Genomic DNA, 13,257 nt, shown 5'->3' on the forward strand with positions numbered 1-13,257 from the left:
CTCACCGGCGTCCTTCGCGGACGAACCGGCGCCGTTCGTCGACGAACAGGTCATCTACCAGCAGCGCACCTTCGGGTACGCCTGCTTCCGGATCCCCGCGGTGGTACGGGCCACGGACGGCACGGTCCTGGCCTTTGCCGAGGGCGGGTCAAGGACTGCGGCGACGACGAGGACATCGACCTCGTGCTGCGCCGCTCCACCGACGGCGGCCGTACGTGGGGCCCGCTACAGGTGGTCTCCGAAGGCAACGGCAGCACGCACGGCAACCCGGTGCCCATTGTGGACCGGCGGACCGGGCGGGTGGTCGTGGTGACCACGCACAATGGGCCGGCGCCCTGCCCCAACGGGTGCGACCGCGACCCGTACGTCCAGGTGAGCGACGACAACGGGGCGACCTGGTCGGCGCCGCGCGAACTGACCGAGGCGAAGCGTCCGGAGTGGAACTTCTGGTACGCCACCGGCCCGATGCACGGCATCCAGCTCACCCGCGGCAAGCACGCCGGCCGGCTGGTCGTCGGCGCGAGCTTCGAGAGCTACGACGGTGTCGGCAAGCACGTTTACGGCACGCACCTGCTCTACAGCGACGACGCCGGTGAGACGTGGCACATCGGTGCGGAGACGTTCCGCGACGACGGTGGCGTCATCGCGCAGGAGGTCACCGTCGTCGAGCTGAAGGACGGCCGGATCTACGCGCTGGCCCGGGAGCGGGGCACCGAGCCGGGCAGCCGGGCGTACGCGATCAGCAGTGACGGCGGCGCGACGTTCGACAAGCCGTTCCGGACGTTGCCCAAGCTGGCCATGCCGGACGTGCAGGGCTCGCTGCTGCGCTTCGACTCCGGGCGGATCCTCTTCTCCGCGCCGGCCCATCCGGCCGCCCGCGAGGTGGCGAGCATCCGGTCCTCGTACGACGAGGGGCGCAGCTGGGAGACGTGGCAGCAGGGGAAGGTCTTCTACTGGGGGCGACGGCCTACTCGGACATGGTGCGGCTGGACGGCGACGAGGCCGCGCTGTACTACGAGGCCGGCGTGTCCACGCCGTACGAGAGCATCCGCTGGGCCCGCTTCAACGAGGCGTACCTGGACACCCCGAACGGGACGCCGCCGGGCATCCCGGCGCCGCCGGAGCCGGGGCCGACGACGCCGGACGCGTCGCCGTACCGGAACGAGGCGTACGTCCGGGGCGGGGCGGCCACCACGGACGGTCGATACGGCGAGGGCCTGGCTCTGGACGGGGTGGACGACCGGGTGGAGGTGCCGTTCGACCGCTCGATCGACCTCGGCGCCGACGACTTCACGCTCACCGCCTGGATCCGATACGCGGAGACCACGAAGCAGGGCGCGATCCTGTGGGCGTACCGGATGGGGTCCGGCACCACGCCGCAGGTGTGGCTGCGGGCCGAGCCGGCGAGCAACCGGATCCGGGCGCTGATGGTGGTCGACCGGTTCACGGTCACCGTGGCCTCGACCGGGTCGTACAACGACGGCGCGTGGCACCACGTCGCGCTGCGCCGGGCGGCCGGCCGGCTGGCCCTGCTGGTCGACGGCGTCGAGGTGGCCGGCGCGGTGGCGCCGCCGGGCTCGGTGACGGCCGGCAAGGAGTTCGGCGTGCAGGGCATCCACATCGGACAGCGGGTGGACGGCGCCGACCGGTTCCGCGGCTCGCTGGACGAGGTGCGCGTCTACCGCCGGGCGCTGTCGGACGCCGAGTTGGGCCTCATCCGCGAGTGGAACGCCCCGGTCGGTGGGCGGCTGGGGCTCCGGCTGCCGTTCTAGCGGTGCTGTTGCTGCCGCGGCTGCCGGTCAGGCGGCCGCGGCTCAGCGGCCGCGCATCTGGCGGAAGGCGCCCTTCGGAGGGCGCATGTCCTTCGGGATGGCGCCCTTCGGCAGGCGGGCCGGGCGGACAGCGCGGTCAGCCGCTTGTCGAGCGCGTTGACGTCCTTGCCGGACAGGTTGCGGGGCAGGCGCATGAGCGTCATCCGGAGCTTGCGGATGGACAGCTCGTCCTCGCCCTGACCGACGACGTAGTCGTACAGCGGGGCGTTGCCGATGACCTTCGCCAGCCGCCGCTTCTCCTGGCCCAGCAGGCTGCGGACGCGCTGCGGGTTGCCCTCGGCCAGCAGGATCACGCCGGGGCGCCCGATCACCAGGTGCACCATGTCCATCTGGGTGGTCGAGCTCAGCGCCGGGGTCACCCGCCAGTCGCCGCGCATGTTCTCCAGGAGCTGTGCGGCCGCCCCGGGCTGGCCCTCCGCGGCGTTCATCATCGCGGCGTTGGAGCGTAGGTTGAGCACGATCAAGACGGCCAGCAAGGTGAGCAGGATGCCCACCGGCAGCCACAGCCAGCCCCAGGAGACGACCGCCACGAACGTGAGCGCGATCGGGATCAACACCGCCCCGGCGACCAGCGGAACGAACCACTTGTCGCGTTTGGCGGTGAACGAGAACACCATCCCGATCTGCTTCAGCCGCTGGCCGAATGAGACCTTCTCCTCGGGTTTTGCCATGCCCCGCAGTCTAAGGGGTAAGTACCTTACGAGCCCGCGGCGGTCGTATGACCCCGGAGTAAGGACCCCGCAGGCGCAGAGATCGGGCATCGCACTCATGTGGCCGGGGACCTTCGCGCGGACAGTCAACGTCAGATCCGCTGTGTTCGCGAAGGAGCCCGCAATGTACGTCGATGTTCACTCCGCCCTGACCCTGCATCACCTGCGCAGCGAGGAACTGCACGCCGACGCCGAGCGGGTCCGCCTGGCCCGGGCCGTCGCACGCCACGGCGGCCGGCGCTGGTGGCCGCGGGGTGCGCGGCGGCACGGGGGCGCCGCCACCCGGGCCCCGGCCATGCCCTGAGGGGTACGTCGTTGGGCCGAGCGCTTAATCATTGAGGTTCTGTCGGAGGGTCGTGGCATGCTCGATCTCGTGACCGCCCGCGCCAGCAGTTCCGTCCTCGTCGGCCGCGACGCCGACCTTGGCGCCCTGCGCGACGCCCTCAAGCGCGCGCGGGGCGACGAGCCGACGACGGTGTTGCTCGGCGGCGAGGCCGGGATCGGCAAGACCCGGCTGGTCGAGGAGTTCCGGCGGCTGGCCGGGGGCGAGGGCGTGCGGGTGCTCACCGGCCAGTGCCTTGAGCTGGGCGAGGAAGGGCTGCCGTTCGCTCCGTTCGTCGCCGCGCTGCGCGACCTGCTCCGCCACGAGGGGCCGGGCGCGTTCGACGGGCACGAGCACGAGTTCGCCCGGCTCCTGCCCGAGCTGGGTCCGGCCGGGCCGGAAGGGCTGGTCGACGCCAACCGGGCCTACCTCTTCGAGCTGGTGTCCGGGCTCTTCGGGCGGCTGGCCAAGCAGCGTCCGCTGGTGCTGATCGTCGAAGACCTGCACTGGGCCGACAAGTCCACCCGTGACCTGATCGGTTTCCTGGTCCGCTCGGCCCGCACCGCCCAGGCGCTGCTGGTCTGCACGTACCGGTCGGACGAGCTGCACCGCGGGCACCCGCTGCGGTCGTTCCTCGCGGAGCTCGACCGGGCCCGCGGCGTGGAGCGGGTCGATCTCGACCGGCTCGACCGCGACGGCACCGCGGAGATGCTGACGGATCTGCTGGGTGAGGAGCCCCGGCCGAAGCTTGTCGACAACGTCCACGACCGGGCCCAGGGCAACCCGTTCTTCGTCGAGGAGCTGGCCGCCACCACCGGCCCGGAGGGCTGCTCCGACCTGCCCGGCACCCTGCGCGACCTGCTGCTCGCCCGGGTCGACCGGCTGCCCGACCAGGCCCAGCGGGTGCTGCGGATCGCGGCTGCCGGCGGCACCCGGATCGGCCACGACCTGCTCGCCGAGGTCGCCGACGTGCCCGACGCGGCGCTGGAGGACGCGCTCCGTACGGCGGTCGCCGCCCAGCTCGTGGTGGCCGACTACGAGGGCGGCTACGAGTTCCGGCACGCCCTGGTGCGTGAGGCCGTCCACGAGGACTCGCTGCCCGGCGAGCGCGCCCGGCTGCACGCCCGCTACGCGGCGGCGATCGAGGCCCGACCGCAGCTCGTCGGCGCCGAGCGCGCGCCCGCGGAGATCGCCCACCACTGGTTCTCGGCGCACGACCACCCCAAGGCGCTCACCTCGGCCGCCCTCGCGGCCACGGCGGCCGCCAAGCGCTACGCGTACGCGGAGCAGAGCCGGCTCCTCGAGCGCGTCCTGGAGCTGTGGGAGCAGGTCCCCGACGCGGCCGAGCGCCTGGGCATGGACCATCTCGCCCTGGTGGAGCAGACGGTCTTCGCGGCGTACGTGGCGGGCGACTACCACCGCGCGATGAGCCTGACCCGGGCCGCGCTGGCCGAGGTCGACAAGGCCGCCGAGCCGCTGCGGGCGGCAAAGCTGCTGGAGGGGCGGGGCAAGCTGATCCGCCTGCTCGGCAAGAGCGACGGCGTGGCCGAGCTGCGCCAGGCGTACGAGCTGGTCCGCGACCTGCCGGAGGAGCCCGACCGGGTGCAGTTGCTCGCCGACATCGCCAGCCACCTCGGGCGGATCGACCTGGAAGAAGGCGCACGGATCGCCCGCGAGGCGATGGCCGGCGCCGAGGCCCTGGGCGACGCGGGGGCGTGGGCGACCGCCACGCTCACATTCGGCCGGGTGTGCAGCCGGCAGATCTCCGTCGAGGCCGGCATCGCCGAGATGCGCCGGGCCGAGGAGATCGCGCGGTCGGCCGGCGAGCACGACCGCCTGGTCCACTGCCTGGTCAACATCTCCGACGCGCTGTTCGAGATCGGCGACTACGCCGAGTCGGCCCGGGTCGCCGGCGAGGGCACGCTGGAGGCCAAGCGGATCGGCATCAGCCGCTCCAAGGGCGCGTTCGTGCTGTCCAACCAGGCCGAGGCGCTGGTGGCGCTGGGTCGGTGGGACGAGGCCGACGCGCTCTCCGCCGAGACCGCCCGGATCGACCCGCCCGGCACGCTGGGCCTGCACTGGCTGCTGATCCGTTCGCGGCTCCGGCTCGCCCGTGCCCATCCCGGCGCCGGCGAGCTGATCGCCCGGGCGTTGAGCTTCCAGGGCCGCGCCTACCTCGACCCGCAGCTCGCGATCCCACTGCACGAGCTGCGGATCCTGGCGGCGCTGGCGGCAAGTGATCGCGGTGGCGCGGTGGAGGCCGCGGAGGCGGCGCTCGCCGTGGACGGGGTCGCCGACTACCAGCGGTACGCGTGGCCGCTGCTGCTCGCCGCCGCCCAGGCCGCTACCGTCGCGGGCCACCAGTCGCTGGCCGACCATGTGCGGATCACGGCCGGCACGCTCAAGGCGACCTACCCGGCGGAGCTGGCCTACGCCGCCCAGGTGCGAGCCGCGCTGGCGACCGGGCCCGAGGCGCTGCCGGCGTGGCGCGAAGCCGTGGCCGCGTGGCGCGCCGACGGCCAGCCGTACGCGTTGGCCCTGGCCCTGCTGGGGCTCGCGCAGGCCGCCGCCGCGGCGGGCGACCGGGCCGGCGCGGGCGAGGCGGTCGAGGAGTGCGGTTGCATCGCCGCCGACCTGGAAGCCGCGCCGCTGCGGGAGGATCTGGCCACGCTGGCCCGCCGCGTCGGGCTGCGGCTGTCCAGCCGTTCGATGCCGGCCGAGCCGGAGCTGCTCACGGTCCGTGAGCAGGAGGTGCTGCGGTTGGTCGCCGACGGCCTCAGCAACCGGCGGATCGCGGAGCAGCTCTACATCTCACCCAAGACGGCGAGCGTGCACGTGTCCCGGATCATCGCCAAGCTGGAAGTGGCCAACCGGGTCGAGGCGGCCGCGGTGGCCCGCCGGTTGGGCCTGCTCGACGGCGGCGGGGCCTAAGCCTCGCGGGCGGCCAGCGCCTGCTGGTAGAGCCGCCCGGCGCGGTACGACGAGCGCACGAGCGGCCCGCTCATCACCCCGGCGAAGCCGATCTGCTCGGCCTCCTCCTTGAACTCCACGAACTCCTCCGGCTTGACCCAGCGCTCCACCGGGTGGTGCCGCGGGGTCGGCCGCAGGTACTGCGTGATCGTGATCAGCTCGCAGCCGGCCGCGTGCAGGTCGCGCAGCGCCTGGGACACCTCGTGCCGCTCCTCGCCCAGGCCGAGGATGAGGTTGGACTTGGTGACCAGCCCGGCGGCCCGAGCCTGGGTCAGCACGTCGAGCGAGCGCTCGTAGCGGAACGCCGGCCGGATCCGCTTGAAGATCCGCGGCACCGTCTCGACGTTGTGGGCCAGGACCTCGGGCTGGGCGTCGAAGACCTCGCCGAGCTGCACCGGGTCGCCGTTGAAGTCCGGGATCAGCAGCTCGACGCCGCACCCGTGCTGGAGCTTGTGGATCTGCCGCACGGTCTCCGCGTACAGCCAGGCGCCGCCGTCCGGCAGGTCGTCGCGGGCGACGCCGGTCACGGTCGCGTAACGCAGGCCCATCGTGGCCACCGACTCGCCCACCCGGCGCGGCTCGTCGGCGTCGAACTCGGCCGGCTTTCCGGTGTCGATCTGGCAGAAGTCACACCGTCGCGTGCATTGGTCGCCGCCGATGAGGAACGTGGCCTCGCGGTCCTCCCAGCACTCGTAGATGTTGGGACAGCCGGCCTCCTGGCACACCGTGTGCAGGCCCTCGCGTTGGACCAGGCCGCGCAGCTCGGTGTACTCCGGGCCCATCTTGGCCTTGACCTTGATCCACGGCGGCTTGCGCTCGATCGGCGTCTCCGCGTTGCGCGCCTCAATGCGCAGCAAGCGCCGTCCCTCGGGAGCGATGGTCACGGATCCGAGCCTACGCTTACCGTGGTCACGCATGAACACTAGGCGACGAGCCTCACGCCAGGGTTAATGTGATGCCGGCCACCGATATTGCCTGATAGCGTCCGGTCGACGGCGACGACGGAACCGAGTAACGCCCCGATCCGCCGGCGGAGAGAGCCATCGTTAGCTGTGAGGATGGCCCGGCGCCGGGGCGCGAAGACACTCCCGAGCCGTTGTGTTGAAAGAGGCCCCTCCTTGGGGGCGAAGGCGCGGTGGCACCGCGAGTTCCCCACTCGCCCGCGCCCGTCAGGGGATCGCGTTGCGCGATCGACGAGGAGGTGCCGAATGCAACGCATCCTTTCCACCCAACTCCGTGCCCAGGTGGGCGCTCCCGTCCGGCTTGCCGGCTGGGTGCACCGCCGGCGACTGCTCAAAACGGTGGCGTTCCTCATCGTGCGGGACGCCGCCGGGCTCAGCCAGGTCGTGGTCACCGCGCCGGACGTACGGGCCCAGCTCGAAGAGCTGACCGAGGAGACCGTCGTCGAGGTCACCGGCACGGTCGCGGCAAACAGTGCCGCGCCCGCAGGCGTCGAGGTGGTCGAGCCCACGGTACGACTGCTCGGCGCACCCGCCGTACCCCCGCCGTTCGACCTCTTCCGGCCGGAGCTGGCGGCGACCCTGCCGACCCAGCTCGACCACGCGGCGCTGTCCCTGCGGCACCCGAGCCGGACCGCGGCGTTGCGCGCATCGGCCGCCGCGGTGGCCGGCTTCCGGTCCACACTGGACCGACTCGGCTTCGTCGAGGTGCACACCCCGAAGATCGTCGCCTCGTCAACCGAGAGCGGGGCGAACGTCTTCGCGATCGACTACTTTGGACGGCCGGCGTTCCTGGCGCAGTCACCCCAGTTCTACAAGCAGATGCTTGTCGGCGTCCTCGAACGCGTCTACGAGGTCGGCCCGGTCTTCCGCGCCGAGCCGCACGACACCGGCCGGCACCTGGCGCAGTACACCTCGCTGGACGCCGAGTTGGGCTTCGTCGACGACCACCGCGACGTGATGGCGGTGTTGCACGAGGTGCTGGCGGGAATGGTGGCGGCGACCGGGGCGACCGCGGCCATGCCGGCGCAGATCCCCGACGTGCACTTCACCGAGGCCCTGAAGATCGCCGGGGCTCCGCTGGACGAACCGGACCTCGCGCCGGCCCACGAGCGCGCGGTGGGGGAGTGGGCGCTGCGCGAGCACGGGTCGGACTTCGTGTTCGTGACCGGCTACCCGATGGCGAAGCGGCCGTTCTACACCCACCCCGAGCCGGGGCGTCCGGCGTACTCGAACGGGTTCGACCTGCTCTTCCGCGGTGTCGAGCTGGTCACCGGCGGGCAGCGGCTGCACCGGTACGAGGACTACGTCGCGGCGCTGGCCGCGCGCGGCGAGCCGATCGAGCCGTATGCGTCCTATGTGGAGACGTTCCGGCACGGCATGCCCCCGCACGGCGGGTTCGCGATCGGGCTGGAGCGCTTCGTGGCTCGGCTGACCGGTGCCGGCAACGTCCGCGAGGTCGCCGCCTTCCCGAGGGACCGCCACCGCCTAACCCCATAACGCCACGCCCGCGCTCGCCGCCCGCTCCCGCTCCTCGCCGCGCTGTGCGCGGCGCGCACTGTGCGCGGTGTGCGGTGTGCGGTGTGCGGTGTGCGCGGTGCGCGGTGTGCGTCGATCAAGGACTTGTGCGTCGATCAAGGGCATATGGTCGTGGATCGGAGATCAAAGCACGGCCGTTCGCCCTTGATCGACGGGATAGTCCTTGATCGACGCGCGGCGACGCGCGATGCGTGGGGTGCGGTGGGCGGGGCGGTGTGTGGTGCCGCGCGCTGTGCGGGGCGTGCGTCGATCAAGGGCTTCTGCGTCGATCAAGGGCAAATGGTCGTGGTTTGGAGATCAAAGCGCGGCCGTTCGTCCTTGATCGGCGGGATAGTCCTTGATCGACGCGCGGGGGCGCGGCGGCGAGCGGGGGCGGCGGCGAGCGGGGCGGCGGCGAGCGGGGGCGCGGCGGCGAAGGGCGCGGCGACGTGTGGGGCGTGGGGTCCGTGCGTGGGGCGGAGGCGGACAGCCCTCACCCGTGGGCCGTTACGGTGTGAGCAGGGTCTCCAGGTGGCGCTCGACGACCGGCAGGGCGTCGGTGATGGTGACGGGCCGGCCCAGTTCGGCGCTGATCGAGGTGACGCTGGCGTCGCGGATGCCGCACGGGACGATCCGGTCGTACACCGACAGGTCGTTGTCGCAGTTCAGGGCGAAGCCGTGCTGGGTCACGCCCTGCGACACCCGGATGCCGATCGCGCCCACCTTGCGGTCGGGGCCGCGGTCGTCGGCGGGGATCCAGGCCCCGCTGCGCCCGTCGATGCGGGTGGTGGCGAGGCCGAACTCGGCGCACACGTCGATGAGGAGCTGCTCGGTGCGGCGCACGTACGCCACGACGTCGATCGGGTCGGGCAGCTTGACGATCGGGTAGCCGACGATCTGGCCGGGCCCGTGCCAGGTGATCTTGCCGCCGCGGTCGACGTCGATCACGGGGGTGCCGTCGACGGGGCGGTCCCACGGCTCGGTGCGCTTGCCGGCGGTGTAGACGCTCGGGTGCTCCAGCAGGAGCACGGTGTCGGGCTCGTCGCCCGCGACCACCGCCGCGTGTAGCCGCCGCTGCTCGTCCCACGCCGCCAGGTAGTCGATGCGCCCGAGGTACCGCGCTTGCAGCCGTGTCAGTGCCTTAGTCACGCCAACCAGCGTAAACCCGTACCGGTCGGTCCACGCCCCGTGTCGATGGTCACGTCATCCGTCAGGCGGTGTCCCGCTCCGTCTCCCAACTAAACCGGTGCCCCTTGAGCCGGCCAAGTCGGTCCTCGTAGAACTTGCGCCACCACTCGTCGCCCCGGGAAGCGGCTGCGGCCGCCTCCCGCTCTGCCTCGGCGATCTCACCGTCGCGGTCGGCAACGAGGAAGTCTTCGATCTGCTTGAGGTGCTCGCGCACCTGCTCCCAGGACGCCATCAGCCCAACCTTTCGTCTAGCCGTCCGATCTCATACTGCGACGTCTCGATGCGTTGGTGATAGTGCGCCATGCCCTCCTCGTACTTTGTGATCATCTGCCGGTCCTTCTCGATCAGTTGGTGAAGCGCGATTCGCTTGAATTCGTCGTCGTTCTTCACCTGGTCCACTGTGGACGACCTCCCCTCGCCGTCTGTCTACTGACAGGCTGACATGGGGAGGTGGCATCCGGCTGCCCCGGCGACCGCGATCAAGGAGTTGGTCGGCGTGTCGCCGGGCGACACGGTCGACTTAGCCGCGCCAGAGCCACACGTCGTCGACGCGTACGGGCGGGCCGAGCAGCTCGGTCGTGGCGCGCAGCAGGGCCGGTTGGTCGACCGCGAACTTGGCCCCGTGCACCTGGTCGGCGAGCACCACCACCTGGGCGTTCCAGTAGCGCAGGTCCTCCCGCGCGGCCGCGCGGTCGGCGTCGGTGATCGGCGGGACCTGCCCGGTCTGGGCCACCTGGAAGAGCAGCTCGGCGGACGGGCGCGGGACCGGGCCGATGCGCCCCTTGCCGTCCGGGCCGCCCGGGCCGAGGAAGAACCCGGCCGGGATCGCGAATTCGCCCTGCCCGTGCGACAGCGCGTACGTCTGCCAGCGCTGGCCGTCGGGCAGCACGTCGGAGGTGGGCGGCACGGGTGCCAGGACACCGCCCTCGGTGACGTACTGCCGCCACGTGCCGGAGGTGAAGAACCGCGGGATCGGCTCGTACACCGTGGTGTGCAGCGGCACGGGGACGAGGGGGAGCAGAGCGACCGCAAAGGCCACCCCCAGCCGGCGGGACGGCAGGGCGTCCAGCGCGTACGCCAGCAGCAGGCCGATCAGGGGGATCACCACGAGCGCCAACCGGGCCGGCAGCGCGGCGTTGAAGACCGGCAGCCCGCCCAGCAGCTGGTACGGCAGGGGGATCTCGGTGTGCTGCTCGAACACCTTGAGCTTCGGCCCGAGCGACAGCACGAAGAACACGCCGGCGGTGATGGCCAGCGCGCGCAGCGTGGCCCGCCGCGCCACGGAGGCGCCACGCCATAGCAGCACGAAGCAGGCCACGGCCAGGATCAGCAGCGGAACGCCGAAGAAGGAGTTCTCCTCGGTCGGGTTGGGCGCCAGGTTCGTGCCCAGGCCGGCCGCGCCGGCCAGCGACCGGTCCGGAAAGGCGCCGAACGCCGCGAGATCCTCGTTGTGGACCGTCGGGTCGAAACCGGTGCCGTGAAAGCGCTGCGGCCCGAAAAAATGCAACCACAAGGGGTACGACAGGAGCGCGAGCGCGACCGCGGCGGTGACCGCCAGCCCGCGCCAGAACGCGGGCAGCGCCGCCCGGGCCTCGTCCCGCTGCGACAGGGCCCACACGCCGAGGAAGGCGCCGCACGCGAGCGCGGTGAAGAAGAGCCCTTCGGCGGCGATGGAGAACGCCATGGCGACCAGTACGCCGAGGATCAGGCCGTTGCGCAGCCACCGGTCCGGGCCGCGTAGCGCGAACACCCGCCATACGACCAGCGGCACGAGCCAGCCGGCGGTCCAGTTGAGGTGGGCGTTGGCGTGCGACACCATGCCGGGCGCGAAGCCGCAGAACAGCCCGCCCACCGCCGCCGCGACCGGGCCCAGCCGGAAGCCGCGGGACATCAGCAGGTACCAGGCGTACGCGGTGGCGGCCAGGTTGAGGGTCAGGATGACCAGGAACGACCACTGTGGCCCGGCCAGCAGGGTGAGCGGGGCGAACACCACGGCGTACACGGTGATCGAGGTGTTGACCGCGAGGTTCACCCCGTCGGGCACGTTGATCAGGTACGTGAAGAGCGGGTTCTCCCCGTGGGTGACCGCGTGCGCCCCGTACGTCAGCAGCCACTCGAAGAACGCCTGGTCGCTGGAGTTGACCGTGATCGCGCCCCGGTTGGGGTCGGCCCACAGGCCGCCGGTGACCAGGACGGCCAGGCCCAGCGCGACGAGCGCGACGACGACGTCCGGCCGGCGCCGCCGAGACTCCACAACGGGGGGCGCGGTGGCCACGGGCGAGGTCAGGGTCACGCGCCGCACCCTACCAATTCAGACCGACACGCCCGAAAGTGCTTGCATGGTTATTGGAAATGACATCCAATCCTAGGTATGAAGATCGCTCTAGTCGGGAAGGGTGGCAGCGGCAAGACCACGCTGGCCGCCCTCTTCGCCCGCCATCTGGCCGGCACCGCGCCGCTGCTCGCCATCGACGCGGACATCAACCAGCATCTGGCCGCGGCGCTCGGCGTGCCGGAGGACGAGGCGGTGCTGCTGCCGGCGCTGGGCGACCAGCTGGCCAACATCAAGGAGTACCTGCGCGGCACCAACCCGCGGATCTCCTCGGCGAAGGCGATGGTCAAGACCACGCCACCCGGGCGCGGATCTCGGCTGCTGACCGTCGCCGGGGCCAACCCGGTCTACGACGCGCTGGTGCGGGAGGTCGGCGGGATCCGGCTCGCGGTGACCGGGCCGTTCGCGACCGAGGACCTCGGCGTGGCCTGCTACCACTCCAAGGTCGGCGCGGTGGAGCTGCTGCTCAACCACATGGTCGACGGCCCCGGGGAGTACGTCGTGGTGGACATGACCGCGGGCGCCGACTCGTTCGCGTCGGGGCTGTTCACCCGCTTCGACGCGACGTTCCTGGTCTGCGAGCCGACGCTGCGCAGCGTCGGCGTCTACCGGCAGTACGTCGGCTACGCGCGCGACTTCGGCGTACGCGTGCACGTGGTGGGCAACAAGGTGGACGACGAGTCCGATGTGGACTTCCTGCGCGCGCACGTCGGTGCGGACCTGCTGACCTGGCTCGGCCGGTCGGCGTACGTGAAGGCGGCCGAGCGGGGGCGCCCCCAACCGCTGTCCGCGCTCGAAGTAGCTAACCGTGAAGCCCTGGACACGATGCGTACAGCCGTCGATGCTTGTGCCAAGGACTGGGCCACCTACACCCGGCAGGCGGTGGAGTTTCACCTGCGCAACGCGACCGCCTGGGCCAACGACAAGACCGGTGAGGACCTCGCCGGCCAGGTCGACCCGGATTTCGTCCTCGGGCCACAGCTAATGGTCCACTGACCCAAAGGAGTCTCATGTCCCTCGACGTACCCGCCGCCTTGCTGGAGCGCGCCGAGAGCGGCCAGATCGACGACGCCGAGTTCGTCGCCTGCGTGCGCGAGTCCCTGCCGTACGCCTGGGCGATCGTGTCCGACGTGGCCGCCCGATCGGCGGCGTCGGACGGGGAGTTCGCCGACCACGCCGTGCCGCCGCCCAGCGAGAAGGAGCGCGGCCAACTGTTGCGGGCGCTCGCCAGCGACGCGATCCGGGGTGGCCTGGAGCGGCACTTCGGCGTGAAGCTCGCGTTCCAGAACTGCCACCGGGTGGCCGCCTTCAGGCTGTCCGCGGTCGGCGGCACGACGTACCAGGAGTTCATCTCGCCGGTGGCGCAGATCCGCAACCAGTCGCCCGAACTGCGCGACTGCTGAGGCGCAAAACGGGGGCATCTCGC

12 protein-coding genes and 2 pseudogenes are annotated in these 13,257 nt (G+C 71.8%); 7 read left to right on the forward strand and 7 right to left on the reverse strand.

What is annotated here, in order from left to right:
• Nucleotides 1-183: 183 nt before the first annotated feature.
• Nucleotides 184-870: pseudogene (locus Prum_RS55205) on the forward strand (sialidase family protein); the annotation flags it as partial.
• A gap of 59 nt (nucleotides 871-929) precedes the next feature.
• A complete protein-coding gene (locus Prum_RS52015) occupies nucleotides 930-1,772 on the forward strand; it encodes a LamG domain-containing protein (RefSeq protein WP_246278152.1) in 843 nt (280 codons plus the stop codon).
• A 42-nt stretch (nucleotides 1,773-1,814) separates the two neighbouring features.
• On the opposite strand, the pseudogene Prum_RS28495 reads toward Prum_RS52015, so the two are convergent.
• Nucleotides 1,815-2,503: pseudogene (locus tag Prum_RS28495) on the reverse strand (DUF4191 domain-containing protein).
• A 163-nt stretch (nucleotides 2,504-2,666) separates the two neighbouring features.
• On the opposite strand from Prum_RS28495, the gene Prum_RS28500 reads away from it, so the two are divergent.
• Both Prum_RS28500 and Prum_RS28505 read left to right on the forward strand, forming a co-directional pair.
• Nucleotides 2,667-2,846, forward strand: a complete 180-nt coding sequence (locus tag Prum_RS28500) for a hypothetical protein (RefSeq protein ID WP_173079279.1) — start codon at nucleotides 2,667-2,669, stop codon at nucleotides 2,844-2,846.
• A gap of 57 nt (nucleotides 2,847-2,903) precedes the next feature.
• Complete coding sequence (locus Prum_RS28505; RefSeq protein WP_173079280.1) at nucleotides 2,904-5,795, forward strand: helix-turn-helix transcriptional regulator; 2,892 nt, start codon at nucleotides 2,904-2,906, stop codon at nucleotides 5,793-5,795.
• Here the strand turns inward: Prum_RS28505 and lipA are convergent.
• A complete protein-coding gene (gene lipA, locus Prum_RS28510) occupies nucleotides 5,792-6,751 on the reverse strand; it encodes a lipoyl synthase (RefSeq protein WP_173079281.1) in 960 nt (319 codons plus the stop codon). The genes Prum_RS28505 and lipA overlap by 4 nt on opposite strands.
• Nucleotides 6,752-7,042: 291 nt before the next feature.
• Here lipA and aspS point away from each other — a divergent pair, with 291 nt between their 5' ends.
• The gene (gene aspS, locus Prum_RS28515) at nucleotides 7,043-8,293 is read left to right on the forward strand and encodes an aspartate--tRNA(Asn) ligase (protein WP_173079282.1); all 1,251 of its coding nucleotides are present in this window, start codon (nucleotides 7,043-7,045) and stop codon (nucleotides 8,291-8,293) included.
• On the opposite strand, the gene Prum_RS28520 is transcribed toward aspS, so the two are convergent.
• The 5 genes from Prum_RS28520 to Prum_RS28540 form a co-directional block, all read right to left on the reverse strand.
• Complete coding sequence (locus tag Prum_RS28520; protein ID WP_173079283.1) at nucleotides 8,282-8,431, reverse strand: hypothetical protein; 150 nt, start codon at nucleotides 8,429-8,431, stop codon at nucleotides 8,282-8,284. The genes aspS and Prum_RS28520 overlap by 12 nt on opposite strands.
• Nucleotides 8,432-8,818: 387 nt before the next feature.
• Nucleotides 8,819-9,460: a lipoyl(octanoyl) transferase LipB gene (gene lipB / locus Prum_RS28525; protein ID WP_246278154.1), complete on the reverse strand. Its 642-nt coding sequence runs from the start codon at nucleotides 9,458-9,460 to the stop codon at nucleotides 8,819-8,821.
• A 61-nt stretch (nucleotides 9,461-9,521) separates the two neighbouring features.
• Nucleotides 9,522-9,731 carry a hypothetical protein gene (locus Prum_RS28530; protein ID WP_173079284.1) on the reverse strand — a complete coding sequence of 70 codons (210 nt, stop codon included), beginning with the start codon at nucleotides 9,729-9,731 and terminating at the stop codon, nucleotides 9,522-9,524.
• Complete coding sequence (locus tag Prum_RS28535; protein WP_173079285.1) at nucleotides 9,731-9,889, reverse strand: hypothetical protein; 159 nt, start codon at nucleotides 9,887-9,889, stop codon at nucleotides 9,731-9,733. The genes Prum_RS28530 and Prum_RS28535 overlap by 1 nt, the downstream gene beginning before the upstream one ends.
• Nucleotides 9,890-10,019: 130 nt before the next feature.
• Nucleotides 10,020-11,792 (reverse strand): DUF6311 domain-containing protein, encoded by a 1,773-nt coding sequence (locus tag Prum_RS28540; protein WP_173079286.1) that lies wholly within the window; start codon nucleotides 11,790-11,792, stop codon nucleotides 10,020-10,022.
• Between the two features lie 78 nt (nucleotides 11,793-11,870).
• Here Prum_RS28540 and Prum_RS28545 point away from each other — a divergent pair, with 78 nt between their 5' ends.
• Both Prum_RS28545 and Prum_RS28550 read left to right on the forward strand, forming a co-directional pair.
• Complete coding sequence (locus Prum_RS28545; protein ID WP_173079287.1) at nucleotides 11,871-12,827, forward strand: ATP-binding protein; 957 nt, start codon at nucleotides 11,871-11,873, stop codon at nucleotides 12,825-12,827.
• Nucleotides 12,828-12,841: 14 nt separating this feature from the next.
• Nucleotides 12,842-13,234, forward strand: coding sequence for an SCO5389 family protein (locus tag Prum_RS28550; RefSeq protein ID WP_173079288.1), 393 nt, complete (start codon nucleotides 12,842-12,844; stop codon nucleotides 13,232-13,234).
• Nucleotides 13,235-13,257: the final 23 nt, after the last annotated feature.

Source organism: Phytohabitans rumicis, from assembly GCF_011764445.1.
Lineage (GTDB): Bacteria > Actinomycetota > Actinomycetes > Mycobacteriales > Micromonosporaceae > Phytohabitans > Phytohabitans rumicis.

Excerpts from the sequence above, each read along its gene's own strand:
- Prum_RS28500 (WP_173079279.1), top strand. The coding sequence starts at position 2,667 with ATGTACGTCGATGTTCACTCCGCCCTGACCCTGCATCACCTGCGCAGC.
- Prum_RS28505 (WP_173079280.1), top strand. The coding sequence starts at position 2,904 with ATGCTCGATCTCGTGACCGCCCGCGCCAGCAGTTCCGTCCTCGTCGGC.
- lipA (WP_173079281.1), bottom strand. The coding sequence starts at position 6,751 with ATGCGTGACCACGGTAAGCGTAGGCTCGGATCCGTGACCATCGCTCCC.
- aspS (WP_173079282.1), top strand. The coding sequence starts at position 7,043 with ATGCAACGCATCCTTTCCACCCAACTCCGTGCCCAGGTGGGCGCTCCC.
- Prum_RS28530 (WP_173079284.1), bottom strand. The coding sequence starts at position 9,731 with ATGGCGTCCTGGGAGCAGGTGCGCGAGCACCTCAAGCAGATCGAAGAC.
- Prum_RS28545 (WP_173079287.1), top strand. The coding sequence starts at position 11,871 with ATGAAGATCGCTCTAGTCGGGAAGGGTGGCAGCGGCAAGACCACGCTG.
- Prum_RS28550 (WP_173079288.1), top strand. The coding sequence starts at position 12,842 with ATGTCCCTCGACGTACCCGCCGCCTTGCTGGAGCGCGCCGAGAGCGGC.